This is a genomic window from Pseudomonas fluorescens, from assembly GCF_902497745.1.
Lineage (GTDB): Bacteria > Pseudomonadota > Gammaproteobacteria > Pseudomonadales > Pseudomonadaceae > Aquipseudomonas > Aquipseudomonas fluorescens_BM.
The window spans coordinates 172948-195803 of sequence record NZ_CABVHJ010000008.1; the positions used below are offsets into that span (position 1 = coordinate 172948).

General features: G+C 62.1%; 19 protein-coding genes. All 19 read right to left on the minus strand.

The genetic code is table 11. The features are described from left to right. Positions 1-1167: 1167 nt before the first annotated feature. The gene (locus F8N44_RS14890) at positions 1168-2028 is read right to left on the minus strand and encodes a CsgG/HfaB family protein (RefSeq protein ID WP_095124770.1); all 861 of its coding nucleotides are present in this window, start codon (positions 2026-2028) and stop codon (positions 1168-1170) included. 28 nt (positions 2029-2056) lie between these two features. Beyond that, positions 2057-2488, minus strand: a complete 432-nt coding sequence (locus F8N44_RS14895; protein WP_064120104.1) for a curli assembly protein CsgF — start codon at positions 2486-2488, stop codon at positions 2057-2059. After that, the gene (gene csgE, locus F8N44_RS14900; protein WP_150650817.1) at positions 2485-2877 is read right to left on the minus strand and encodes a curli production assembly/transport protein CsgE; all 393 of its coding nucleotides are present in this window, start codon (positions 2875-2877) and stop codon (positions 2485-2487) included. The genes F8N44_RS14895 and csgE overlap by 4 nt, the downstream gene beginning before the upstream one ends. Then, the gene (locus F8N44_RS14905) at positions 2874-3413 is read right to left on the minus strand and encodes a type II secretion system protein (protein WP_150650818.1); all 540 of its coding nucleotides are present in this window, start codon (positions 3411-3413) and stop codon (positions 2874-2876) included. Before F8N44_RS14905 ends, csgE begins: the two co-directional genes overlap by 4 nt. After that, on the minus strand, positions 3388-3762 hold the full coding sequence (locus tag F8N44_RS14910) for a type II secretion system protein (protein ID WP_007919395.1): 375 nt from the start codon (positions 3760-3762) through the stop codon (positions 3388-3390). The genes F8N44_RS14905 and F8N44_RS14910 overlap by 26 nt, the downstream gene beginning before the upstream one ends. Before the next feature lie 5 nt (positions 3763-3767). Beyond that, positions 3768-4241, minus strand: a complete 474-nt coding sequence (locus F8N44_RS14915) for a type II secretion system protein (protein WP_038364886.1) — start codon at positions 4239-4241, stop codon at positions 3768-3770. A 2-nt stretch (positions 4242-4243) separates the two neighbouring features. Further along, positions 4244-6091, minus strand: a complete 1848-nt coding sequence (locus F8N44_RS14920; RefSeq protein ID WP_150650819.1) for a secretin N-terminal domain-containing protein — start codon at positions 6089-6091, stop codon at positions 4244-4246. Further along, entirely contained in the window at positions 6088-6600 is a 513-nt protein-coding gene (locus F8N44_RS14925; protein ID WP_150650820.1) for a hypothetical protein, read from the minus strand. Before F8N44_RS14925 ends, F8N44_RS14920 begins: the two co-directional genes overlap by 4 nt. Continuing rightward, positions 6600-7148, minus strand: a complete 549-nt coding sequence (locus F8N44_RS14930) for a GspMb/PilO family protein (protein WP_150650821.1) — start codon at positions 7146-7148, stop codon at positions 6600-6602. Before F8N44_RS14930 ends, F8N44_RS14925 begins: the two co-directional genes overlap by 1 nt. Continuing rightward, positions 7135-7680 (minus strand): PilN domain-containing protein, encoded by a 546-nt coding sequence (locus tag F8N44_RS14935; RefSeq protein ID WP_150650822.1) that lies wholly within the window; start codon positions 7678-7680, stop codon positions 7135-7137. The genes F8N44_RS14930 and F8N44_RS14935 overlap by 14 nt, the downstream gene beginning before the upstream one ends. 1 nt (position 7681) lies before the next feature. Continuing rightward, positions 7682-8485, minus strand: coding sequence for a hypothetical protein (locus tag F8N44_RS14940; RefSeq protein ID WP_150650823.1), 804 nt, complete (start codon positions 8483-8485; stop codon positions 7682-7684). Beyond that, positions 8466-10187, minus strand: coding sequence for a GspE/PulE family protein (locus tag F8N44_RS14945; RefSeq protein ID WP_150650824.1), 1722 nt, complete (start codon positions 10185-10187; stop codon positions 8466-8468). The genes F8N44_RS14940 and F8N44_RS14945 overlap by 20 nt, the downstream gene beginning before the upstream one ends. A gap of 81 nt (positions 10188-10268) precedes the next feature. Continuing rightward, positions 10269-10799, minus strand: a complete 531-nt coding sequence (locus F8N44_RS14950) for a response regulator (protein WP_064392623.1) — start codon at positions 10797-10799, stop codon at positions 10269-10271. 219 nt (positions 10800-11018) lie between these two features. Then, positions 11019-11780 (minus strand): SurA N-terminal domain-containing protein, encoded by a 762-nt coding sequence (locus tag F8N44_RS14955; RefSeq protein ID WP_150650825.1) that lies wholly within the window; start codon positions 11778-11780, stop codon positions 11019-11021. 15 nt (positions 11781-11795) lie between these two features. Continuing rightward, positions 11796-13346 carry an ABC transporter substrate-binding protein gene (locus F8N44_RS14960; RefSeq protein WP_150650826.1) on the minus strand — a complete coding sequence of 517 codons (1551 nt, stop codon included), beginning with the start codon at positions 13344-13346 and terminating at the stop codon, positions 11796-11798. A 9-nt stretch (positions 13347-13355) separates the two neighbouring features. Beyond that, the gene (locus tag F8N44_RS14965; RefSeq protein ID WP_150650827.1) at positions 13356-13976 is read right to left on the minus strand and encodes an SCO family protein; all 621 of its coding nucleotides are present in this window, start codon (positions 13974-13976) and stop codon (positions 13356-13358) included. After that, complete coding sequence (locus F8N44_RS14970) at positions 13973-14623, minus strand: SCO family protein (protein WP_150650828.1); 651 nt, start codon at positions 14621-14623, stop codon at positions 13973-13975. The genes F8N44_RS14965 and F8N44_RS14970 overlap by 4 nt, the downstream gene beginning before the upstream one ends. A 14-nt stretch (positions 14624-14637) precedes the next feature. Further along, complete coding sequence (locus F8N44_RS14975) at positions 14638-16554, minus strand: YncE family protein (RefSeq protein ID WP_150650829.1); 1917 nt, start codon at positions 16552-16554, stop codon at positions 14638-14640. Between the two features lie 301 nt (positions 16555-16855). Next, positions 16856-22690, minus strand: a complete 5835-nt coding sequence (gene mnxG, locus F8N44_RS14985; RefSeq protein ID WP_150650830.1) for a manganese-oxidizing multicopper oxidase MnxG — start codon at positions 22688-22690, stop codon at positions 16856-16858. Positions 22691-22856: the final 166 nt, after the last annotated feature.

Here is a 22856-nt window from a genome sequence, read left to right on the forward strand (position 1 = left end):
TGGCAGCTGTACGCAGGCTGGAAATCCGGGAGAGAGCAACCCGGCAGACACGAATGTCTCCCGCGCACAACCGCCATAACAGAGTGCACACAATGAAAGTGCGCAAGCATACGTTATGAAAGGCGTATCTGCTCTCTCGTGTCTTCGGGTTTCCATGCCCGGTCGCTGAATTGGCAGCGACGAACACAGGCTAGAGACCGGACGTCCGACGGACAACCTGAAAACATTGTGGGAAGGTTCCGCCGATTCAGACACTTCTTTAAACACACTTCAGATCGCAGCCCTCACCCTAACCCTCTCCCGGAGGGAGAGGGGACTGACCGAGGTGTTTGGGTGAGATACGCCGACGTGAAATACCGAGCTGAATTCAGGTTTTGAAGCGTTGAAGCAAGAGCCCCTCACCCTAGCCCTCCCGAAACGTCGGACCGCCCGTAGGGAGAGGGGACTGACCGTGGTGTTTGGGAGATGTATGCCGACGTGAAATACCGCGTCGAACTCAGGTTTTGAAGCGTTGAAGCAAGAGCCCCTCACCCTAGCCCTCTCCCAGAGGGAGAGGGGACTGACCGAATGGTTTGGTAGAGGTACGCCGACGTGCGATACCGCGTTGAACTCAGATTTTGAAAGGCCCAAAAATCGGCTCCCTCTCCCTCGGGAGAGGGCTGGGCGGGCGGCGTTCCGATGAGGGGCGAATCCACCACAAATCCAAAGCCGACCACGCTGTGCTCCTCACCACTCAATAGGCCGAGTGTCAGCTCGCCTGCTCTTGATCTTGATCCACGGGCGAGGTCGGAAGGCTGAGTGGAGGGATTGATCCGGGCGTGGGAGCGCAGCGACCGTTTGGCGCAGCCAAACACAGCGAGAGGAGGTGCAGCGAAGCAAACCGTAGGCGCTGCGCCCGGATCGATCACGGAGCGAAGGAACCCCGAGCTTTAGCGAGCGGGCCGTACGTAGGAGCAAGCGTTTTTTTGCTTACTTTTTTTAGGCGTTTGTAAAAAAAGTGAGTCGCCGTCAGGGCGAAACCCTAGGTGGCCGTTGCCGCAGGAATGGATATGTACTCAGTCAGAAAGAACCCCAGCGCCTGACAAAAAGCCTTCGCGAGCAGGCTCGCTCCCACAGTTGAAACCGAGTACATCTGCAAGAACCTGGTCGGCCCGAAGGCCGCCACGTTCACTCCGCCTCCGGATCCACCTTGTTCTGGCTCAAATACCGATTCAACACATCATCCTGCGAAGGCACAGAAGCGTCCCCCGCCACCTGCCACAACCGCCGCTCAATCCCCTGCGCCACCATATGCCCCACCGCCGCCTCAATCGCCGACAACACACAAAGCTGCGCCGGTTCATTGGTCGTGTACCCAACCTCAGCCTCAAGCAACTTCTTGAACTCGATAAACTTGAAAATCCCCGCACTACGCGCCACCGAATAAATCGTCTTGCTGGTCATCACATTCGCCAACACCTGCCCACTGCGCACATCCACCGCACGCAAATTCACAGTCACCTGATCCACCCGATACTCACGCTGCAAATCAATCCCCAGATACCGCGCCCCTTCCCCACCGCTACGCACATTGGTGTCATACGCGATGATCCCGCCCTCGAGCATCATGTTCGCCGCCTGCAACGGTGGCAGCTCACCCTGAATATTCACCGGCGTATTCGGCTTCTTCTGCGACGCGCGAATGATCTTGCGCTCGGTCAACAGGTTCTGCAGCCCTTCCCGCTCAAGCACCACAAACCAGCCACTGGCCTGCATCGCGTCCATCAACATCGACGCCGCGCCCTGGGTCACGCTGGTGGAAAACGAACTCGCCGGCGTCGGCTTGTACTGCCCGGTCTGATCACGGAAGCCGTAGACCACCGCCATCAACCGCCCCTTGGGCCGGGGCATCTTCAGCAAGTCGTAATAAGTCGAGGCCCTGGGAGTCAGGGTCGGAGTTTCGGTGTCCTGCTCGGCCGACATCGGCTCGCGCAGACTGCACCCTTGTAATGTCGCCAACAGCAGCCCTAACGCAATGATCTTTTTCATGTCCGTTCTCCCCGGAACCGTCAGCCCGTCATGGGTTGAGGCCGTTCACCTGAATTTCCGAAACCTCACCGGTCGCTCGATCGGTCACTTCAATGCTCAGTGCCCCAGAGTCGTCGATGACGTTGACGATAAAAGAGTCGGTGGACAGGCTCCCCGTGTTGCCAGTGGAGATGTTGTCCAGCAACTGCCCTAGCAGCCGCGATTGCAATTGACTGGTGAAGCGCTCCAGCGCCGAGGTGCCGGCCACGCTCGAACGGCTTTTCAGGTCCGGATCGTCGTGATCGTTTTGCGCCTGCGCGTTGTTGAGCAACCAGGTGCCGTTGAGCGGGTTGCCGCCGAACGACGGGTTGACCGGCGTGTAGACCAGTTCAGTGGCCTGGACGGCAGCGGCGCTGGCGAGCCCGATCAACAACCCCGAGATCCACAATCCGCTGCGCCGTGAGAACGTTGTGCTGTTCATAGTTCGTCCTTCTCAAGGTCGGTGGTGTCCTGCAACAGAGCCTCCAGCTTGCGCTGGACAACCTGGCGTCGAACCCAGTCGGCGGCCGCGTAGGCCTCCTCTTTCAGTTCCACGGTGTTCGGCGGCAGGAAGCGCCGATAAACCAGGCGTTGCTGATATTCCACGGTCACCAGGCTGCCCCAGCGCGCGTCGGGCCGCTCGCGCACCACCAGGTTGAAATCCATCCGGCTGGTGTCGCGCAGGCGTTCACTGAACGAGTAGTAAAAGTCGTGACCGATGTGCGAGATCGTGTCATCGACGATGAAACCCATCATTTCGTCTTCTTCACCGGCCTGGGCGCAGAGCGCCGCTAGGGTGAAGACCAGCGCGCACCACCATTGGCGAATCATGGCTGCAACGCCTGTGGCAGATTCGACTGGCCTTTCGCCGGGCCATTGGTGCCGTCGAGGAAGGCTTTTTCGGCTACGAACTGCCAGTCCGAATAACGCTGCATGCCTTCGAAATCCGACCACTGCGTCGGGAAGTCGGCCTGCTTCAACGGCAGCTCGGTCGAAGGACTGTTGAGGCCGGTGATGCGTCCATCGAAACCACGTTGCAATGCCCATTCACCCTGACCGATCGGGTCCGGATAGAGCTGACGCAGGTGATGCTTGGCCTCGGGAAAACGCTGATCTTCAAGCAGGTCCGCCAGTTCTTTCGGGTACTGCGCCAGCCCTGGCGAACTGCGGTAATAGCTGCGCAGCGCCTGTGCGTATTGGGTGCCGACCCAGAGCAACTGGCGTTCACGGTCGCGGCGCGAAGCGGTCGACCACAACTCGCCAGCACTGGCCAGGCCCATGCCCATCACTACGATCAGGAACAGCACGCCGAGGTAGGTGAAGCCACCCTGCTGCGCGCGGTTACCACTCGGAATACTGGCTGCCATCACGCGCCCTCCCGGTAGCACCGCTTTTGATATCCGCCACACCGCCGGCGACGCCGTCCGGTGGCGCGATCAGCACCCACTGGTCTTTGCGTTCGGTGATCGGATCGAGTGGTGCGTTGCGCAGGTAACGTTGTTCGATCAGTTGCTCGATGGAATCCGGATAACGCCCGGTGTCGCCGTAGAAGTGATCCAGCGCCTCGCGCATCGCCGACAGGCTCTGGCGCAGGGTGGTTTCCTTCGACGCTTCAAGGCTGTTGAAGTAGCGCGGCAGCGCGATGGTCATCAGCGTGGCGATGATCGCCATCACCACCATCAGCTCCAGCAAGGTAAAACCTTTTTCCCGGCGCATGAGGTTCACCACTCGCGGTAGGCGATGCCGTTGAGGCCCTTGCCCCGGGCGTGGGAATAGACGTCGAACACGTCCTCGCCATCGCGCGGGTTTTGAGCCGAACTGTTGTAGGCGCGTACGCCCCAACCCCCTTCGTCATCACGTTTGGCCGGCACCAGCGGATCGCGCGGGATGCGGCGTAAAAAGTAGAACTTGGCGCCCTTGGCGCTGCGCACATCGCGCACGCCTTCGACCAGTACTTGCAGGTTCGGCGGGTAGCCGCTGCTGTTCAGCGACTTCTCGATGTAACCGGCATCGAAGGCACGCTTGTAGGCGTCGATGCCATCGCGAATCTGGTACAGCGCGTTGCGCAACTCCTGCTCTTTGCCACGCCGCACCAGGGTCTCGGTCAGTGGCGCGGCCATGCTCGCCAACAGGCCGATCAGGGCCAGCGTCACCACGACTTCGATCAGGCTGAAACCGCGTTGGGAGGCGTTCATGATCAAGGCTTCTCGACGGTGACACGGGTGGTGGCCACGGCCGACTCACCGACGGCACGCGGCTGCGCGGCAGGCGATGGCATCACATAGCTCTGCGAACGATCCGGGGCCTGAATGTGCATGCTGGTTTCAGTGCCGGTGGAGAATTCCATGTCCGACGGGCTCTGGTACGGCAGGTTGCGCACGATCCGCGGGGTGATCGACAGCACCAGTTCGGATTTGCCGACGGTGTCTTTGTTGCTGCCGAATAGCCGGCCAAGGCCTGGAATATCGCCAAGGCCCGGAATCTTGTTGCCGGTGGCGCCGTGGTCATTGCGCATCAGCCCGGCGAGGATCTGCGTTTCGCCGTCGTGCAGGCGCAGCGAGGTTTGCGCGTTGCGGGTGTCGACCTGTACCGGGATCGTGCCCTGACGGGTCGGCTCCAGCGGCGTCGCATTACTCACTTCCAAGGCGATCTTGATCGCCACTTCGTTGTTCAGGTGCACGGTCGGTTGCACTTCGAGTTTCAGACCGACATCCAGGTAAGTGACGCTCTCAGTGATCACCGGGCCTTGCGTCGACGGCACCGAAGTCGCGCTGATGATCGGCACGCGCTGACCGATGTGGATGCGCGCCTGCTCACGGTTGCTCACACGAATCACCGGGCTGGCGAGGGTGTTGATGTCATTGTCCTGCGCGTTGATCTTGGCTTGCGGCGACGGCGAGATCGAAATCCGGCTGGAATTGATGCCTTTCAGTTGATCAAGCAGGGTCACCGCCGAACCGTCGCTGTTTACCACGCCGAAGGTGTTCGGCCATTGCAGCCCAAGGTCGAGAATGCGCTGGGTGGCGACTTCCATCACTTCCACTTCGAGCACCACTTCCGGGTTGGACTGGTCTTGCGACTGCAGGAGTTTCTCGGCCATGCGCACGGCGTCTTCGGTGTCGCGCATGGTCAGGGTGTTGAGGCGTTCGTCGACGAACACGTCACGGGTCTTGAGCATGGTTTTGACCATGTTCAGCGCGGTGTTGGCGTCGATGCTGGTCAGGTAGAAGGTGCGCATCACCAGTTCCTGGTAATCCTTCACTTTCTGCGGCGAATCCGGGTAGATCAGCAAGGTGTTTTCGTTCACCACTTTCTGGTGCAACTGGTTCTGTTGCAGCAGCAGGGTCACGGCGTCTTCAATGCGCACGTCACGCACGAAGATCGTCGCTTTCATGTCTGGGCGCAGGTCTTTGTCGAAGATGAAATTGAGCCCGGCGACCTGCGACAGCACTTCAAAAATGGTCTTGAGGTTGGCGTCGCGAAATTCCAGGGTTACCGGGCGATCGAGCTTGGTGCGCAGTTGCGGATAGGCAATCACGTTGCGGCTCTGCACCAGACGAATGTTGCCTTGCAGCGCCAGCGCGCCTTCGTTGTTGGGGTCGAGTTCGAGGATCTGTTTGACCTGGCGATCAGCGCCGTAGATGTCGCCGCGACGCAGGTCGCCACGGGCCAGTTCCAGTTTCTCGTCCATGCTGCGCAGGTAGTCCATCTGCTTCAGGGCATCCTGAGCGCGGCGGTTGTTCGGTTCGATGGTCAGCACGCGGTTGTAGGCCACCCGCGCCGAAGCGAAGTCGCGGCGCGAGCGGTCAGTGTCGCCGGTCGTCAGCAACGCGGTGATGGCCTTGGCCCGACCGCTGTTGAGCAGCAAGTGCAGCTCGGTGTCCCGTGGGTTTTCGCGCAGGCCTTCCTCGACCCGGGCCAGCCCCGCCTCGTACTGACCCTGTTCAATCAGGTCGGTGGCTTCCTTGTTGGCCACTTGTGCAGAACTGCACGCGGCCAGCCCGGCACACAGGCCCAGGCTCATCAGCAAACGGGAACGGTTCATTGCGTACTCCCCACAGACAGGGTCTGCGACAAATGCAAAGGCAGGTAGACCAGGCTCAATTCCAGATCGGAAATGCCGGTGATCTTCCAGGTGTCGTCGATCACATCCCCGTTGCGCACGACGTAGATCTTTTCGCCGTTCTGCAAAAACACTTGCAGATCGCTGCGGTCATGCAGCCTGCCGACGAACTGAAAAGGCACCGGTGGCAGGCTCGGGGCTTGCACCACTGTTGCTGGATTGATGGCAATTTCGGTGACCGTGGCCAGGGTCGGCGCGGCCTTCCAGGATTTGGCCGCGAACAAGTCGCCGGCCGGGCTCAAGTCCTTGATCGACGCATCCTTGGCCTTGGCGGTGCTGGCCGGCAGCGCGCCCCGGGTTTTCCCCGGCGTGGCGACGGCGACTTCGTTGGAATCGGCGTCTTCGCTTGGCGAGAAATATTCCGGCAACCACGCCAGCGCAGTAGCTACGCCGAAGAATGCCAACCAACCTGTCACGCGCTTGGTATTCATCACGACCTCGACAGGTAAAGGGTCATACGGATCCGGCCATTGAGGTCGGTGTCGCCAATCTTCTTGCGTTGCAACTCGAGGTCTTCCACCACCACCGCCGGCAACTGACCAAGCAAGGCATGCAGAAAGCGGCGCAGTTGCGGGTAGCTGCCGCGCACTGGCAAGAGGATCTGATAACGCGCCAGATGGGTTTTCGGGTCGACGCCGAGGGCGTATTCGCCGCGCGCCAGGGTGATGTGTTCTTGCGCTGCGAGGGCGTAGATGCGGTCGATGGCGACGGTGGCTTGCGGTTGCGCCGGCAGTTTGTTGCGGAAGTCGTCGAGCTGACGCTGTGGCACCACCGGCGGCGCGATGCTGCCGTCTTCAACCTTGGCCAGATACGCGCTCGCTTCCCGAGTCTGCAGGCTGATGTGCTGCAACGATTGCCAGCCCGGCAGCAAGCCACCCAGTGCCCAAGCCACGGCGACCAGCAGCAATGCCAGCCCGGCGAGGCCCGGAATGCCGAGGCCTTGCAGGTATTCGTGGACGATCAGTCTAGGGATTCGCATCGCCAATCTCCCAAGTCGCCGACAGGTTGAATTGCACCGGTTGCTCCGGCGATTTGACGACGATTTCGTGGCTCAGCAGCGACACGTCGGACAGCTCGTCGCTGGCTTCCAGACGTTTGTGGAAGTCGAGCATCGCTTGCAGATCTCGTGCTTCGGCGCTGATGCGTACCTGGCCTTTGCGTGCATCCGAGGTCAAGGTCAGCAGCGCGACGTCATCGCGCGGCATCGCTTCGAGCATGGCGAACAGGCGTTCCCAAGGCCGGCGCAGTTGCTGCGAGACCTTGCGCATCTCGGCGAGATTTGCCGCTTGCTCGCGGGTTTCCGCCGGGCTCAGAGTGGACTTGGCAGCGCTGTCGCCGGTGAGCTGACGCTGGGTGGTTTGCAGGTGGCCTTGTTGCTGTTCGGTGTGCGCGTCGAGGTGCTGTTGCACGCCGAAGCACAGCAGCGCCAGCAGCACACCGCCGCCGAGCAGGCTCCAGCCCAACGGGCCGGAACGCGGACGCGGCTGAAAGTCGAGATTGAGCGCGCGCATGTCAGGCCACCGCCCGGGACATGACGTACAAGCCGTCACGCACGTTCATCGCGTCGTCTTCAAGGGTGCGCAGTTGCACGCCCGCCACGTCCGGATGCGCATCGAGGCGCGCCGGCGCATGCAGATAAACGTTGAACGCGCGTTCGCTGGTCGAGGCTTGCAGCTGGCGTTCGCGACCGATCAGGGCATTCAACGCGGCATCGCTGTCGCTGCCGCCCACTGAGCGCACACCGGCCCAGCGCCCTTCCCTTGCGAGCAACAACACGCTGCGTTGCGGCTCGGCGACGACAAACAGGAAGTCGCCGGCATCGAGGCTTTTGTCGAAGCGGTTGAACGCCGCCATCAGGTACGGCTGCACCGAGCGCAGGCGCAAACCGCGACCGCTGACCAGCACCCGCAAGCGCTCAAGCAACTCTTGCGGCAAGGCACTGGCGATGCGGTCGTAACCGGCCGGCTCAGCAGACAGCACCAGACTCCACGGCTGGGTCGGCGCGCCAAACAGGTCTTCAAAACACAGTTGGGCAAAGCCACGCAGTTCCTCAGGGCTGCTGATCTGCGCGCTCCACGGCACCAGGCAGAAGCGGCTGAAGTGGCCGGAGATGACCACACTCAATTCGGCACCGGCGCGGGCGTGTTCACCGAGCAGGCGATCGAGGGTGTCCAGCGCCACCGCGTAGCTCTGGAAGCCTTCGTCGATGTACCCGACGCTGCCCAGCCACAGGGTGTCGCTGCCGCGCCGTTGACCGAGGCCAACACCGCTGGCGCCGAGCACGGCGACAAAACGCTCACGCGATAAAAGTGACACGATTGATCTCCTCCAGCGTGGTGCGACCTTGTTCCACCAGCTCCAGCGCCGATTCGCGCAGCAGGCGCAAACCACGGGCGCAGGCCAGGGCTTTGATTTGTTTGATCGGTTGGCGCTCGACGATCATCTGGCGCAGTTCGTCATCGAGGTGCAGCAGCTCGGCAATCGCCGTGCGCCCGCGATAGCCGCTGCCCCGGCAATGGCCGCAGCCTTTGCCGTGGACGAAGTGGTAATGGTCGACTTTCTGTGGATCGAGGCCTGAGGCGCGCAGCTCTTCATCGCTTGGATTGACCGGCGCGCTGCAACTGGCACACACCAGCCGGATCAGCCGCTGGGCGAGAATCGCGTTGAGCGCCGAGACCAGGCTGTAGGGGTCGATTTCCATTTGCGTGAAGCGGCCAATCACGTCGAAAACGTTGTTGGCGTGGATGGTGGTGAACACCAAGTGTCCGGTGAGTGCCGATTGCACGGCGATCTGCGCGGTGTCCGGGTCACGGATTTCGCCGACCATGATCTTGTCCGGGTCGTGGCGCAAGATCGAGCGCAGCCCCCGGGCGAAGGTCAGGCCTTTTTTCTCGTTGACCGGGATTTGCAGTACCCCCGGCAATTGATATTCGACCGGGTCTTCGATGGTGATGATCTTGTCCACGCCATGGTTGATCTCGGTGATCATCGCGTACAGCGTGGTGGTCTTGCCGCTGCCGGTCGGGCCGGTCACAAGGACCATTCCATAAGGTTCGGCGGCGAGGCGGCGCAACTGGCGCAGGGTTTCGTCTTCAAAACCCAGCGCCTGCAATTGCACGCCGCAGACCTTGTCGGCCAGATCCTGTTTGTCGAGCACCCGCAGCACCGCGTCTTCGCCGAAGATGCTCGGCATGATCGACACGCGAAAATCGATCTGGCGGCCGCTGATACCGATCTTGAAGCGACCGTCCTGCGGCACGCGTTTTTCGCCGATGTCCAGTTCAGCCATGACCTTGACCCGCGAGATCACCTGCTCGGCGAACTCATTGCCCTGGACTTTGCTGATGTTGTTGAGCACGCCGTCAATGCGGTACTTGATCACCAGACCGTGGCCGGTGGTGCCGAGGTGGATGTCGCTGGCGTGCATTTTCAGCGCGTCATAGAGGGTCGAGTTGACCAGTTTCACCACGCTGCTGGCGTCTTCGCTGATGCTGGTCAGCGACAGGCTTTGCAGGGTATCGATTTCGTTGTGGGTGTCGCCTTGGGCGTTCAGCGATTCGACCGCGTGGAAGCTTTCTTCGTGACGGGCCAGATAGGCCTTGAGGTCATCGGCGTGCACCAGATGCAGCGGCGCGCCGTGCAGGCAATCGTCGATCCAGGCCAAGCGCGACGGGTCGAAGGGGTCGGCAAATACGCCGATCACTTCGTCGTTGTGGCGCAGCAGGATGAATTCACGTTTCAGGCATTGAGCGAGGGTGACCCGGTCGAAAACCGGCGTCGCGGCAAACAGGCTGTCGGTGTCGAGCACCGGGTAATGCAGGGTGGCGCCGAGGGTGTGAATGAACGGCATCGGCGCCAGTTCACAGAGTACGCCGAGGGCTTCAAGCACGCGTTCGCCAGAGGTGGCGGCCCGCGCCCGGGCCTGGGACAACTGCTCGCTGGAAAAGTATTCACTGGAAAAGCGCTCGGGGGCGCATTCGGCCAGCAGCGGTTCGACGACAACGGACAGACGTTCCATGGCTTGCTCTCCAACCGGGGCTTAGAGCCCTGTCGGCGCGGCAAACCTTGGCGGCAAGTGCCGGAACGTCTGTTCGCGCCATTACTCCCCGGTGAGCATTTGATCGTCGTCCGGCGCCATGGGTCGCGACTGCCGTCGCCGATCCGCCAACACCCAACTGCCATCGTACAACTGCAACGGGAAGCTCTCGGTCCTGCTCTGGCGTCGTTCGACGAAACCCTCGGAAGGGTTTGCACCGGGTTTCGCTTCGCGCTTGAAGCCCAGAAGGTCGCAGACAGCTCGGGCCAGTTCCGCCAAAGGAAACGGTTTGAACAGGATGTGGCTGACCCCCAGTTGCCGCGCCCGCTCACAGACTTCAGCGGTCGGGTGACCCGTTATCAGCACAAAATGGCACGTCCTGTTCTGGCGGACCGCGTCGAGCACCTCAAAGCCTTCCATATCAGGCAAGCGGTAATCGAACACCAGCACGTCGGGGGCAAAGGTTTCGGCCAGGCCGATTGCCGTCGCTCCGTCATGTGCAATCCGGACGTCCAGCCCCTGCGCCGACAGATAATCCTGAAGGTTCTGTGCAAGCAGCTGTTCGTCTTCGACAACCAGTACTTTGTTAACCAAGGTCGACTCCTTGAAACAGCAGGTCCGATGACCCCGCCCTGAGAGTGCGCCTTACCATGGGTAACGCACACTTCATGCCAGGCTGAGTGCCGGTAATTTTACGTCTTCATGTCCTTGAATTTAATGACAATGCCCGCTCGTCCCGGTACCCCGTTCCCCAGAAACGGGGAAGCACCTGAATGGGCATCGAAGCCATTCCCCACTATTGGGGGGGAACCTTCAGTCGTCGTCAATTCGTTCGATCCTGTTCTGCACCCGTAATTGCGCGAGCACCTGACGACGAGCCTGGGTCTGTTGCTGTCGGGCGAGCTGTGCCCTGACTGTATCCAGCCCCTGCAAATCTGGGACATCGGCGGCCTCCAAGTGGTTCGGCAAATAAATCACATGCCAGCCAAACGGTGAACGCACCGGATCGCTGGCAAAACTCGCGCCGCTGACAATCGAGGCGCGCATTTGCAACAAGCGTAGACGCGCTTGTGCCACTGTGACTGCATCCGCTTGCGCGGGCACACGGATCAGCAGGTGGCGCGGTTGCAAGGTATTGGCGCGGATCAGTTCGGCGAACATCTGTTGCGCCGCCATCTCGCGGCGGGTGTACTCGGTGAAGGATGCCTCATCGAAACCGGCGTCCTGCAAGCGCCGGACGAATTTATCCGCGCCGCCGATGGCCATGCGGGTTTGCTCGATCTGCTGACGCACTACCTGGTCGTCGATCTGTCGGCCACGTTTCTGCGATTCCTGCCACAGCAGTTCTTTGTCGATCAACACTTGCAACGCCGCCTGCCGCAGTTCCTTGTAGGCCTTGGGGCTGCGAATACTCGAGACCGCACGGCCCTGATCTTCCAGGTATTCGGCGAAGAAACGCTCGAAGCGAAACCCGGAAATCTCCTCGCCATTGACCCGCGCCACGGCCGGCTCGTTATTGGCCCACGCCAGCGGGAGCCAGCAAGTCAGCAGCAAGATCAGCGTTGTGAGTTTCATGATCGGGCCCTCCGTTCAGGGGCTGGCAACAATCGGTTTATATGGGGCGACCAGATAGAAACGCTGATCGGGCAAATCCACGGTGACCACATGCGCGCCGCTCAAGCCCAGGCGCCGACCGGGGCCGAAACTCAGGCGCGGGGTCAGGCCGGTGTCGAAGTCGTGCAGACCTTCCAGCGCTGTAACCAGTTTTTCCCGGCTGGCGTCACGACCGGCCTGTTTCATGCCTTCGCTGAGCAGCAGCATCGAGGCGTAGGCGCCGACCTGTAACACCGCGTGCTGAGCGCCGAGACCTTGACCTTCGCGCAACAAGGTCAGAGCCATGCGCCCGGTCTGGGTCCAGTCGCTGGGCACGAACGGATAGGCGAGAAACACCCGTCGGGTGAAGCCGTCCGGGACTTGCAGCAGATCACCGGCCACCTGGCTTGAGGCGGCGAACAGATAAGGCACTTGCCCGGCGCTTTGCAGGCGCGTCGCCAGACGACTGAAACCGCCGCCATTGCCCAGATAAAACACTGATCGCGAGCCCAGCGGCAGTGCATCCGCTGCTGGGTCGTAGGCTTGCAGATGGACGTTCTGCCAGCCGTGATCCTGCAAGTACCGGCCGAGGTTTTGCGCGGCGAGCGTTTGTGCAGGGTCATCGGGATAGGCGATCAGTGTCGGCCCTTGCAGCACGCGCAAACTTGCCGTGGCGTAGTCGGCCAAGGAGATCAGTTGCTCACGCAGGCCGGGCAACGGTTCGAAAATCTGCGGGCTGGCCTGCATCGATCCGAGCAATGACAAGGCGCCGATCAGCGGTACGCCAGACTGTTCCAGTCGACTCGCCAGTTCACTGTCGAGGGCCGGCGCCAGCGGCGCGATCAGGGCGAAAACCTGCTCCTGTTCGATCAAGCGCTGCAAGGCTTGCGCGGCACTGGCGCGATCCGGGCCGGGATCGATCACCGTCAACCGCAACTGTCGGCCGTGAATGCCACCGGCCTGATTGATCCGCGCGACGCTACCCTTGAGCACAGCGGCGACGGTCATGCCCTCCTCCGCTAGCGGCCCATGGCTGGGCAGCAAGGTGCCCAGGTGCAAGGTCTCGGCATCGAGGCCGGGGTCACGTTCATCGGCGAGGCGTTTGAGATAGGCGGTGAGGTTGCGCTGATCCTTCATCGACAGCAGAAAGCGCGGCATGCTCGGGTCGAGACGATTGTGGCCGGGGTCGCGACCCTGCTCGACGGCCGTGGCCAGCGTGCTTTCGCTGTAGGCCGGATAGCTGCGCCCATTGACCTGTCGCTGGCCGTAGGTGCTGGTCAGCCGCGACCAGTTCAGCGGCGGCGGACGCACTCCGCCTTCGGGTCGCCCGAGGCCATCGGTGCCGTGGCAATTGGCGCACGGCAGACTGGTTGCCGGCAGCAACATATCCGCCGCGCCAACCCGCGCCATGATCGCTTCGCCGCTGGCTGACAGGCCTTGGCGGTACAGGCGTTTGCCTGCCGCTTCCTCTGCAGTCAGCGGCGCAGCGCTCGCGCCAAGGCTGACGCCAGCGAGCAGGATCAGGACGATTACGCCGCGCAGGTTCATGGCGCGGACTCAACGGCCAGCCACGGGCATTGTCAGCAACTGCAAGCGCTGGGCAATGGCGGCGGCCGGGGCGTCGGGACGAATTTTGCTCCAGCGTTTATTGGCGACATCGCCCACGATCAACTGCGTGGAGTGCTGTTCGGGCGTCGGCACGATCTGGCCGATGCGGCTCAGTACCAGATCCATCTGCGCCTTGTCGCCGGTAAGAAAAAGCCAATGAGGGTCATCGGAACCCTGCTTCAAGGTGTAAGCCTTGAGCACCGCTGGCGTGTCGCGCAGCGGGTCACTGGTAAGGGAAATAAAGGTGATGTCCGGCGCCTTGTCACCCAACAGTTCGCGCACCTCTTTGAGCTTTTGGGTGATCAGTGGGCAGGCATCGTTGCAGCTGGTGAAAATCACGTTGAGCAGCACTATGCGGTTTTGCAGTGCGTCGCTGTAGAAGCGCAGGGTTTCGCCGTTCTGATCCTGCAACGGCGTGTCGGTGAACCAGGTTTTCGCATCGTGGGTGCCTTTAGCCGGCGCGGCAGCCACAGCGGCTGGCGGCTCAGAGACGTGGCCTTCGTGAGCGAACGCGACGTTACCGAGAATCCAGAAGCACACGGTCAGGGAGATCCAGTCGAGCAGTCTCATGGCTGTTGCTCCATGGCGATGGCGGTGTGTTTGGCGTGGGTGCGCAGGCCGCTGAGTTTTTCCACTTCCTTGGCCAGCAGCGCCGGATCAGTGAAGCCGTAGTAGCGCATCCAGTGGCGGCTGTCGCCGTCGCCGACGAGGATCAGCGGTTGATGACTCTTCAGGTCGCCGCTGAAGCTGCCGAGACCCTTGAGGGTTTCATTGATCGACTGCGGCGAGCCGGTCAACCAGCTCCAGCCCGGCCCGCGCTGGAAGGTGCGCGCATAATCCTGCAGGCGTTTCGGGTCGTCGCGCTGTGGGTCGATGCTGATTGAGACCAACTGCACTTCTTCGCCGACCCGCGCGCCAAGCTGCTTCTGCACCTTGCCCATGATCGACGAAACCACCGGGCACACCGTGGTGCAACTGGTGTAGATAAAGCTCATGACGACGATTTTGCCCTGCACCAGGTCTTGTTCGAGGCGCACGGTTTTACCGTTTTGATCAAGCAGCGGCACGTTGGCGAATTTCACCTGGGCGTGTTCTTGAGTGCTGCTGGCCGGGGCTTTGTGTCCGGCGTGTTCGTCGGCCGAATGAGCGTGGACTTGTTGAATGCCAAAGCTCAACAGGCACAGGGTCAGCAGGCCACTGGATGCAAATCGGTTCATGTCGAAACTCCTCTTCAACGGGCCTGGCCGGGGGTGACCCGAACACTGGCAAAGGTCTTGTCATCGAAACCGGCGCCCAGCGAGGCCGCGCGCACATGCAGGTACCAGGCGCCGCTGCGGTCGAGGGTGATTGGCGCCTCGTACACGCCGTCGGCGACTTCCAGCGCCGCCACTTCGCGGGGGTGCGAGGTGGGCGCGAGGTAGTAGCGCAGTTGCACGTCCTTGACGCCGCTGCGCTGTGTTTTGTCTTTGCCTTGCACGATGCGGAAGCGCACGACGTAGGGGTCGTTGAGCGCCACAGCAGTCTTGTCGAGGAGGAACTCGACTTTCGGCTGGCCGAGGTGTTTTTGCGGTTTGCCGTCAGGATCAATCTGCGCGGTAAAGCAGTGAATGATGTTCGGCTGGTTAAGCAGGAATGCCACATCGAAGCGCCCCGCCGCCGGCAACTTCACCCGCGCGCTGTAGAGGCCCGGCGAGACTTCGCGCAGGCTGCGGTCGATGACCATGGCGGCGCGGGCGATCTGGCCACGGTTGGGGTAGCCAGACATCGGCGCGTTCATGCCTTCGGCGTAGAAGTAGGTGGTGTTGTCCACCGGGTTGACCACGAACATCGCGTTGTCGTCACGCGACACCGCCAGGCTTGAGGCCAGCGGCAAATCACCGGCCAGACGCGGCGCTTGCGGGCCGGCTTCGAAACCCTGGCTGATCGGCTGGCGACCTTCGCCGAGGGAGGACAGGTTGATCATGGTGACTTTCGGTGAAGCGAGTCCACGGATGTAGGCGTAGGCCTGGGTAAACACCACTTGGTAGGGTTCGGCGCTGACGTCCAGATCATGGATGGCGCTGTTGGTGGCGGCGTCGATGATGCTGGCGCGGTTTTCCACGGTGTTGAGCACTACACCGAAGCGGCCGTCGGCGCTGAAGCCCATGGGGCCGAGGCCTTGTTGCAGTTTGATCACCCGGCGGATCGCGTGGGTGCTGGCGTCGATCACGGTGACGGTGCCGTCCTTGCCGTCGGCCACGTAGACCGCGCCGGACAATGGCGAGTAAGCGACGGATAACGGATGGGAGCCGGTTTTGATCTGCTGGACGATGTTCAGGCTGGCGATGTCGATAACGCTGACGGTGCCGTCGTCGCGGTTGCTGACGAAGGCAAAACGGCTGTCCTTGCTGAAGCTGATTTCGTGGTGGCCGCGACCGGTCTGTAGATGTTTGAGGGATTTGAGGCTTTGCGTGTCGACCACCGTCACGCCGGAGTCTTCGGCTTTGCTCGCGTTGTTGCCGACCCACAGCAGACGTTCATCGGGTTGCAGCGCCACGCGCACTGGTTGGCTGCCGGCCTTGATCGAATCGAGAACCTTGAATTGTTCGCTGTCGATGACGGCCACTTCGCCCGCTGTCGGCATCGAGACGAATACGCGTTTGTTGTCTTTGGGGGTGACCCAGTCCATCGGCGGTTGCTTGAGTTCGATCCGCGCGAGGGTGCTGGTGATGCCGCCGACCGATACCGACGGATCGACCACGGCGATGCTGGCGTCGCGGTTCATCACCAGCAGGAAATAGCTGTTCAGATCCAACAATGGCCGCGCGCCAATGTTGGACTTGAGGAACACCCCGACCCGGGCTTTGCAGCTCTTGTCGCGGCCCTGGGCTTGATCGGCGGCGAGGGTTTGCGGATCGACCCAGGCGCCAGGTGCTACCCCGGACAACGGCTGGCCGGAAGCGCTGTCGGTGACGCGGAACTGCACATCGGCGAATTCGCCTTCGCGCAGCTTGCCGTCGGCGGCCAGCGGCTTGAGGTTGAAGTCCACCGCCACACCGTCACGCGCCAAAGTTTGCCCGCCACCGGCCAGCGCAATCTCACTCAGCGTCAGCAACGCCCCGGCCACGGCCAGCGAGCAAATACCGATGATGTTGATGATCCTGTTCATCTCGAACTCCCCTACCTCTTCACCTGGCAAAACACCGCCCCCCATGTGGGAGCGAGCCTGCTCGCGAAAGCGTCTTCAGCCTCACCCTCACAAACCGAGTTGCCCCCATTCGCGAGCAAGCTCGCTCCCACAAGGGATTTGCGTACATCCACTTCCTCACTACCAACCACTGCCCCCTGTGGGAGCGAGCTTGCTCGCGAAAGCGGTCTGTCAGCCAACACACCTGTTGCATGTGCCGCCCTCTTCGCGAGCAGGCTCGCTCCCACAGGGATTTTCATCCGCCGGGGCATTACCGTTGTACCTACTGGCTTGGTGGCGCCGGTTCCGGTTCGTTGGTCACCCGCAGCAGTCCCCATAACCCGGAGGTGTTGCCATAGGCGGCGTAGTCGCGGAACAGGTAATCCCCCGGGATCGCATTACTGCCGCCAGCACTCGGAATCATGAAGCTGAAGTGCGCGGCCGGCAGGATGCTTTCGTGGGCGCCGATGTACATCGACATCGGGTTGTAGCCGAAGCGCACCGAACCTACGCCCGGCGTGCCCATCGGATAACCCCCGGTGTCGCTCTTCTCGGCCTGGAACGGGTTCACCGACCAGACGTGCCCGTCGAGCTGGAACGTGGTGCCGCGACTGCCACCGCTCGGCATCAGAATATGCGTACGCAACGGCTGCCCCGGTTTGGCATACAGCACAGGCGTCTGCGGATCACCGCCGACCAGTGCATTGCTGTAAGCCATGTGCGCGTTGACCATGTCGCCGTAACCCGCGCCGTCGGCATGCCCGAACGGTGCATCCGGGGCGAGGCCGAAGCGATACCACAGCGGTTCGGTCTTGTAGTTGATCGCCATGCTCGAGTTGTCCTGCGGATCGGTCGGCACGCCGAAGCCTTCGGCGGCAATCCCTTCCACCGGCCGGCCATTGGCCCAACGGGTGTTCAACGCCTTGTGCCAGACCATCGCGAAGTCGCGGTAGCTGGTCTGCCCAGGCGCAGTGACCGTGGCGTTGACCTTGCGTGCATCGTCAACCCAAGTCGCGCCGATCGGCAGAATGCTCATCGCCCCACCGAGGCCTTTTTGCGGTTGCTTGATCACGTCCGCCGGGGTGATGTTCAAGCCGCCGAACTCCACCGCCGTGGCGTTGATGTTGTCGACGCTGCGCCCCAGTTGAGTCACCGGTTTGCCTTCACGCTCCAGGTGCCCGGCGTAGTACTGATAAGTACGGGTCGGGTACGCGCCGCTGCTGCCGACGCGCGGTGGCACGGTCTGGATCGGGTTGGCGCCGACGTTGGCGCCGTCGGATTTGGTGATGTCATACGCCAGCAACTGCGCGTGCAGACCGACGTGGCTGGACGGCCGCATCAGGTTGTTGCTGAAGGTGGTCGAGCCCAGACCGCTGTTGCGATCACGCTTGACCATGCCCTGCATCACGGCAGTCTGGGTCAGGTCAGGCATCACGCTCGGCAGACGGTTTTCCAGAGTGATGTTGATGCAGTCCCCTGCCGCTGCACGCAGCACCAATGGTTCGACCGGGATGCCGGGTTTGAGCTTGCCACTGACCGGATCGAGATCGGATTTACGCACATACAGGATCGCGGTCGGGTCATGCAACGGCCCGCTCTGGCCGCCGATGGTGATGGTTTCGCCATCCTCCGGATCGGTCACGGTGACTTGTGGAATGCTCACCGTGCGCGAGTTCAGCACCAGGGTGCCGCCCGCTGGATTCAGCGGCCCGCCGACATGTTGACCAAGCCCTTCGGGATCGCCGATGGTCAGGCCCAGCGTATTGCCGAGAATGTCGTTGGCCAGCGCCGCGACCACTTCATAGTTGCGCTGCACGGTTGGCCGGGTGCCAATGCCGTTAGGGTTGGCGCCATAGCGCGGGCAACTGCCCTCGAACGCCACAGTGTTGCGCATGCCCGCCGGGCTTGGATTATTAGGGATAGCGAACAGGTCGGCGCGTTTGGCTGTGTAGTTGCGCATCACGCCCCAGATACCGCTCCAGTAGCCTTCGATCGAGGCGTCCATCGAGTACAGATAGTCGCCCGTGGTCGCCGCCGAACTGGAGAGCATCGACACCGGCGCAATGAAGCCCATCTGCTCGGAGATGCCGATCATCTGCGACGCACGCCAGCCGGAGTTGGAGCTGTTGCCGAAACCGGAACCGCTCTGCAGCCATTTCACGCCGTGCAGGGTGACGTTGTGCTCTTCTTCATGGCCGCCGGCATGCACCCGCAGCCGCACGTTGTCGCCGGTATAGGTGCGCAGCATCGGCGTGAACGGATCGCCCGGTTCGGCGCCGCCCTTGTTAATGTGCGGCGGGAACAGCGTGGTGCCGCCGGTGGGGCCGGTCGCTGAGGTGAGCAGATTCGGCGCCAGGTTCATCGCCGGGATCGCCCGGTCGGTACGGCTTTGCATGGCGAACGACAGATCACCACCGAGGCCGTCGGCCTGCATGCCGCGCTTGCCGTCCGGGCCGACCTTGTTCGGGTCGTACACGCGCAGAGCCAGCGGTTCGTTGCGATAGTTGACGACGAACATGCCCGGATCATCCACCGAGATCGCCTGCGGACATGGCCGGCTCGGGCAGCCCGGCACTTGACCGCCCTGCACTTCCAGTACGCCTTCAAGCAGGTTGCTGGCGTTGTTGCGCACTGGCGGATTGATCGCGTAGCGGAAGCTGTCGGCGGTGGCCGGGAACGCCTGCGCGTTCGGCACACCGTTGGGGCCGGCACCGACGTAGACGCCGGCTTCATAGGCGTGCTGGAAGTCGCTGTATTCGAGGAAAAACTCGCGGAAGCTGTCGTTCTTGCCGTCGCCATCGAGGTCGCCGGTGTTGATCACCGCTTGCCACGAGGTCGGGCCGCCATCCTGACGCGCGCCGCTATAGAGAGGCTCGCCGGTTTCGGCGTGGAACCAGGTGGAACCGGCCGGCTCGGCGAGCACAGTCGCGTACAAACCGATCTGTTGGTGCGTCGATGGGCCTAAGTGGTCGTGGGTGAAGATGGTGCCGAGGCCGCGATCGACGCCTTTGGCGTTGACCACCGGATCGACGAACCAGCGCTGCATCGCCGTGCGCGCACCGAGCCAATCGGGGCGGCCGTATTGGCCGAAGAATGGATGGTTCTTGGCTCTCGGGCAGGCCTGAGTGCCGTCGCGCGGGTCAGTGCCTGCGCACTGGTTGAACTCGCGAATCGCGTGAATGCGCTCCTGCACCGCGCCCGGCGAGAGCACGCCGTCCTCGTAGTTCCAGCCGTTGGAGGAGCCGTCCGCCGAGGTCAGGTCCCACTTCGGCAAGTGAATGTGCTGGCCGATCACATCGGTCGGCGTGCGCACCTGATAGTCGTCCATCTCATAGGTGGCCGGCACCAGGTTGGTTTGCTGGTACTGCACGCAATCGAAAGTGTTCATGCGCATCACCAGCGGCTCAGGCGGACGCTGCTTGGTGATCACCGGCCAGGCGTCTTCCCACAGCGCCAGAATGCGCGCCTGCGGGAAGTGGTAACCGACCTTGTTGTACACCGCGTCGAACTGGATGTTGGCGGCTTTGTAGATGCGTGGGCGGTCGGCGGTGAAGCTCGAGGCGCCGACGAAGGACATGCCGTCGATGCGTTCACCGCTGGCAAACTCACCGCTACCGGCGCTGGCGGTCAGGCGTTTTTGCCGGTCGTCCATGCACGGTTCGTAGTACGGCGCACCGGCCATCGGCAAGGCACCGTTGGTGCGAAACGCCTTGGCCACCACTTGATTGCCGGGCAGCAAGGCATAGCTTGGATGATCTTTTTTCGCGTGGAAGGCCATCGCCGCCTGTTCGACTTCGGTGCCTTCTTCCGGCAGATAAATCGGTTTGGCGCGGGTGACTTCCTTGGAGAAGTCCAGCGAGGTGGTCACGGTGTGCGCTTCGCCACCGGCCGCGACGCCATCCAGTGCATGCCGCTGCAAGCCGCCATCCCAACCACCGGATTGCGCCGGGTCAAGGTTGGCCCACAGCGCTTTGCCGCTGGCCTTGAGCGATTGCGCCGTGGCAGCGTCGAGCATGTCCAGCGGCGGAGTTGGCGGACGCTGGCCGACCGAACTTTCCATGCCACCGATCCAGAATGGGTAGCCAGGGTTTTTCAGGCTGCCGTCGGCATTGCGGTTGGCTTCGCTGCGATCGACCAGCGCCAGTGAGCCGATGGCTTGACCACCGGCATTGCCACCATGGTGCTCGCCGTCATCATCGCCCTCTTCTTCGTCATCGTCGTCATCATTGCCGGCGATCAGGGTTTCACCGATTTTCGGCACCACCACGACTTTGCCCGGCATTGGCGCCATGGCTTTGCCCGGCAGCGGCACAATCGCCGGAATGGGTGTGCCGGCAACGATCTCGCCGTCAGGCAAGGCCCGCGCGCCGGCCGCCGGTTTACCGCTGCGCAAGGCAAACGGTTCGCTGTGATAGCCGTCGGCGCCCTGCTGCGAAACATCAAGTCGAGTGCCTTCTTCAAAGACATCGTGCACCCGCCACATGGCCCACATGCCCTGGGCAAAGTGCGGATAGAAATGGCAGTGATAGATCGCATCGCCGGCCACGCGGTTGCGGTTGCCCGAACCACCGTTGGCGATTTCATAGGTATAACCGGCGCCCGGGCCGATGCCCTGGGCGTCGACGTAATCGGAATTGTCGTCGTTGGGGTTGAACAGCCACTGATGGCCGTGCAGGTGGAAGATGTGTTGCTCGTGACCATTGTGGGTGTTGCGGAATTTGACGAAGTCACCGATGTAGCTGTGGTTGACGTTCGACGGCTCCGACGGATACAGGGCCATGGTGGCTTTCACGCCGATCTGATCGGCGCGCGGTATCTGGCCGGGGGCGATGTTCTCAAGCCCGGTGTTGGCCGGCACATCCACCAGCATCGCTACATCGCCAACGGTGTGGGAACTGAGGAAAAACTCTTCATAGGCACACGACAGGCAGTCGTGCATCGGCCCCACGCCCAAGCGGTTGGCGACCACTTCGGCGCCCATGCCGCCGGAGCCGTAGTTGATCATGAACGAGTCGCGGGTCGGCTCCAGCACATGGGCCATCACCGGGTCGGCCCAATACGCAGGGAACGCTTGGGTGGCGGCAGTTTCGTCCTGGAATTGCGAGGCGAAATCACGGAACGCGTCGAGGCGGTTGGGGATCGCCGGGTTGCGTTTGCCGACCGATTCCAGCGGATAGGTGCTGGACGGGAAGCTGCCATCGGCGTTGCTGCCCATGACAATCGCATCGCTCTCGCTGGAAATGATTTCATTGCCGTCGACCATGCCGATGATCGGCGTGCCGGCCTTGCCTTCACGCAACCACGGTTCGCGCTGCGGGTAGCGCGCCTGGTAATCGACGATCGGTTGGCCGGTGGGTGCGCGACCCGTGGTGGCCAGGCGCATTTCTTCTTCGGTGAGGGTGTTGCGATAGGTGCGACCGCCCTTGGGCAGGACGACAACCTGGCCGAACAAGCCATTGGCGACGTTACCCGCCGCGCCTTCGCCGCCAAACGTCGCGCCACGGCTGCTGACGGCAAACGCGCCTTCACGTTCGGCAAACAAGGTGTAGGAACGGCTCGCGCCCGGTGGCACCAGGGTGTTGGCGTTACGCCCGGTGAACGAAGAAATGTCATCGATGCTGTTCACCGCTTGCAGGCCGTTGACCTGGAAACCGACATGACGATCCGCCACCTGCTCATCGACTTTGAAGTCTTCGGCGCCGTTGGTGTTCTCCGCCCCCTCCTCTTCGCCCTCGTTTTCAAAGTGCTTGTTCGGGTTGGCCTGATAGTCGAGCAGGTTCTGCAGATTGATCGTCAAGCAATCACCCGCCGCCACGCGCAGCACCAACGGCCGTGGACGCTTGTCGGGTCGCAGCGAGACTTTGCCCGGCACGGCGGCGCCGCCGTAAGCCAGCGACTGCTCATGTTCATCGACCACATCGCGGCGCAGGGCGAACATCATGCCGTTGATGTTCTGCGCGCCGAGGCGATTGAACATCAGCGGTTGATCGAAGGCGACGACGTTGGCCACCAGGTTGCGCTCGCAACGTACGGCCGCGCCGGCCAGCTCGACGCTGAGCATCGAGGCCAGAATCAGCAGCCAGTTAATCAGGGACGGAGCGTGAGGAAAGCCAGCCATGATCAGTAACCTCGTAGTAGGTGCTCTTGGGAACACTTCTCGACAAATGCCTAGGAGCAATCCGCGTGCCACAAAAAATCTCATTACCGTTCAATCAGTTACCGCGACCACTTGAGAATCCGGGGGATATTCCCCACCCCTTTTCCCCACTTTTCGGGTGTATCCG

What these genes read in the sequence shown, in the direction of transcription:
- F8N44_RS14960 (WP_150650826.1), bottom strand. Translation starts at nt 13,346, where the DNA reads ATGAACCTGCGCGGCGTAATCGTCCTGATCCTGCTCGCTGGCGTCAGC.
- F8N44_RS14910 (WP_007919395.1), bottom strand. Translation starts at nt 3,762, where the DNA reads ATGCGCCGGGAAAAAGGTTTTACCTTGCTGGAGCTGATGGTGGTGATG.
- F8N44_RS14935 (WP_150650822.1), bottom strand. Translation starts at nt 7,680, where the DNA reads ATGCGCGCGCTCAATCTCGACTTTCAGCCGCGTCCGCGTTCCGGCCCG.
- F8N44_RS14955 (WP_150650825.1), bottom strand. Translation starts at nt 11,780, where the DNA reads ATGAAACTCACAACGCTGATCTTGCTGCTGACTTGCTGGCTCCCGCTG.
- F8N44_RS14915 (WP_038364886.1), bottom strand. Translation starts at nt 4,241, where the DNA reads ATGAACGCCTCCCAACGCGGTTTCAGCCTGATCGAAGTCGTGGTGACG.
- F8N44_RS14920 (WP_150650819.1), bottom strand. Translation starts at nt 6,091, where the DNA reads ATGAACCGTTCCCGTTTGCTGATGAGCCTGGGCCTGTGTGCCGGGCTG.
- F8N44_RS14945 (WP_150650824.1), bottom strand. Translation starts at nt 10,187, where the DNA reads ATGGAACGTCTGTCCGTTGTCGTCGAACCGCTGCTGGCCGAATGCGCC.
- mnxG (WP_150650830.1), bottom strand. Translation starts at nt 22,690, where the DNA reads ATGGCTGGCTTTCCTCACGCTCCGTCCCTGATTAACTGGCTGCTGATT.
- F8N44_RS14930 (WP_150650821.1), bottom strand. Translation starts at nt 7,148, where the DNA reads ATGCGAATCCCTAGACTGATCGTCCACGAATACCTGCAAGGCCTCGGC.
- F8N44_RS14925 (WP_150650820.1), bottom strand. Translation starts at nt 6,600, where the DNA reads ATGAATACCAAGCGCGTGACAGGTTGGTTGGCATTCTTCGGCGTAGCT.
- csgE (WP_150650817.1), bottom strand. Translation starts at nt 2,877, where the DNA reads ATGATTCGCCAATGGTGGTGCGCGCTGGTCTTCACCCTAGCGGCGCTC.
- F8N44_RS14905 (WP_150650818.1), bottom strand. Translation starts at nt 3,413, where the DNA reads ATGGCAGCCAGTATTCCGAGTGGTAACCGCGCGCAGCAGGGTGGCTTC.
- F8N44_RS14890 (WP_095124770.1), bottom strand. Translation starts at nt 2,028, where the DNA reads ATGAAAAAGATCATTGCGTTAGGGCTGCTGTTGGCGACATTACAAGGG.
- F8N44_RS14975 (WP_150650829.1), bottom strand. Translation starts at nt 16,554, where the DNA reads ATGAACAGGATCATCAACATCATCGGTATTTGCTCGCTGGCCGTGGCC.
- F8N44_RS14895 (WP_064120104.1), bottom strand. Translation starts at nt 2,488, where the DNA reads ATGAACAGCACAACGTTCTCACGGCGCAGCGGATTGTGGATCTCGGGG.
- F8N44_RS14970 (WP_150650828.1), bottom strand. Translation starts at nt 14,623, where the DNA reads ATGAACCGATTTGCATCCAGTGGCCTGCTGACCCTGTGCCTGTTGAGC.
- F8N44_RS14965 (WP_150650827.1), bottom strand. Translation starts at nt 13,976, where the DNA reads ATGAGACTGCTCGACTGGATCTCCCTGACCGTGTGCTTCTGGATTCTC.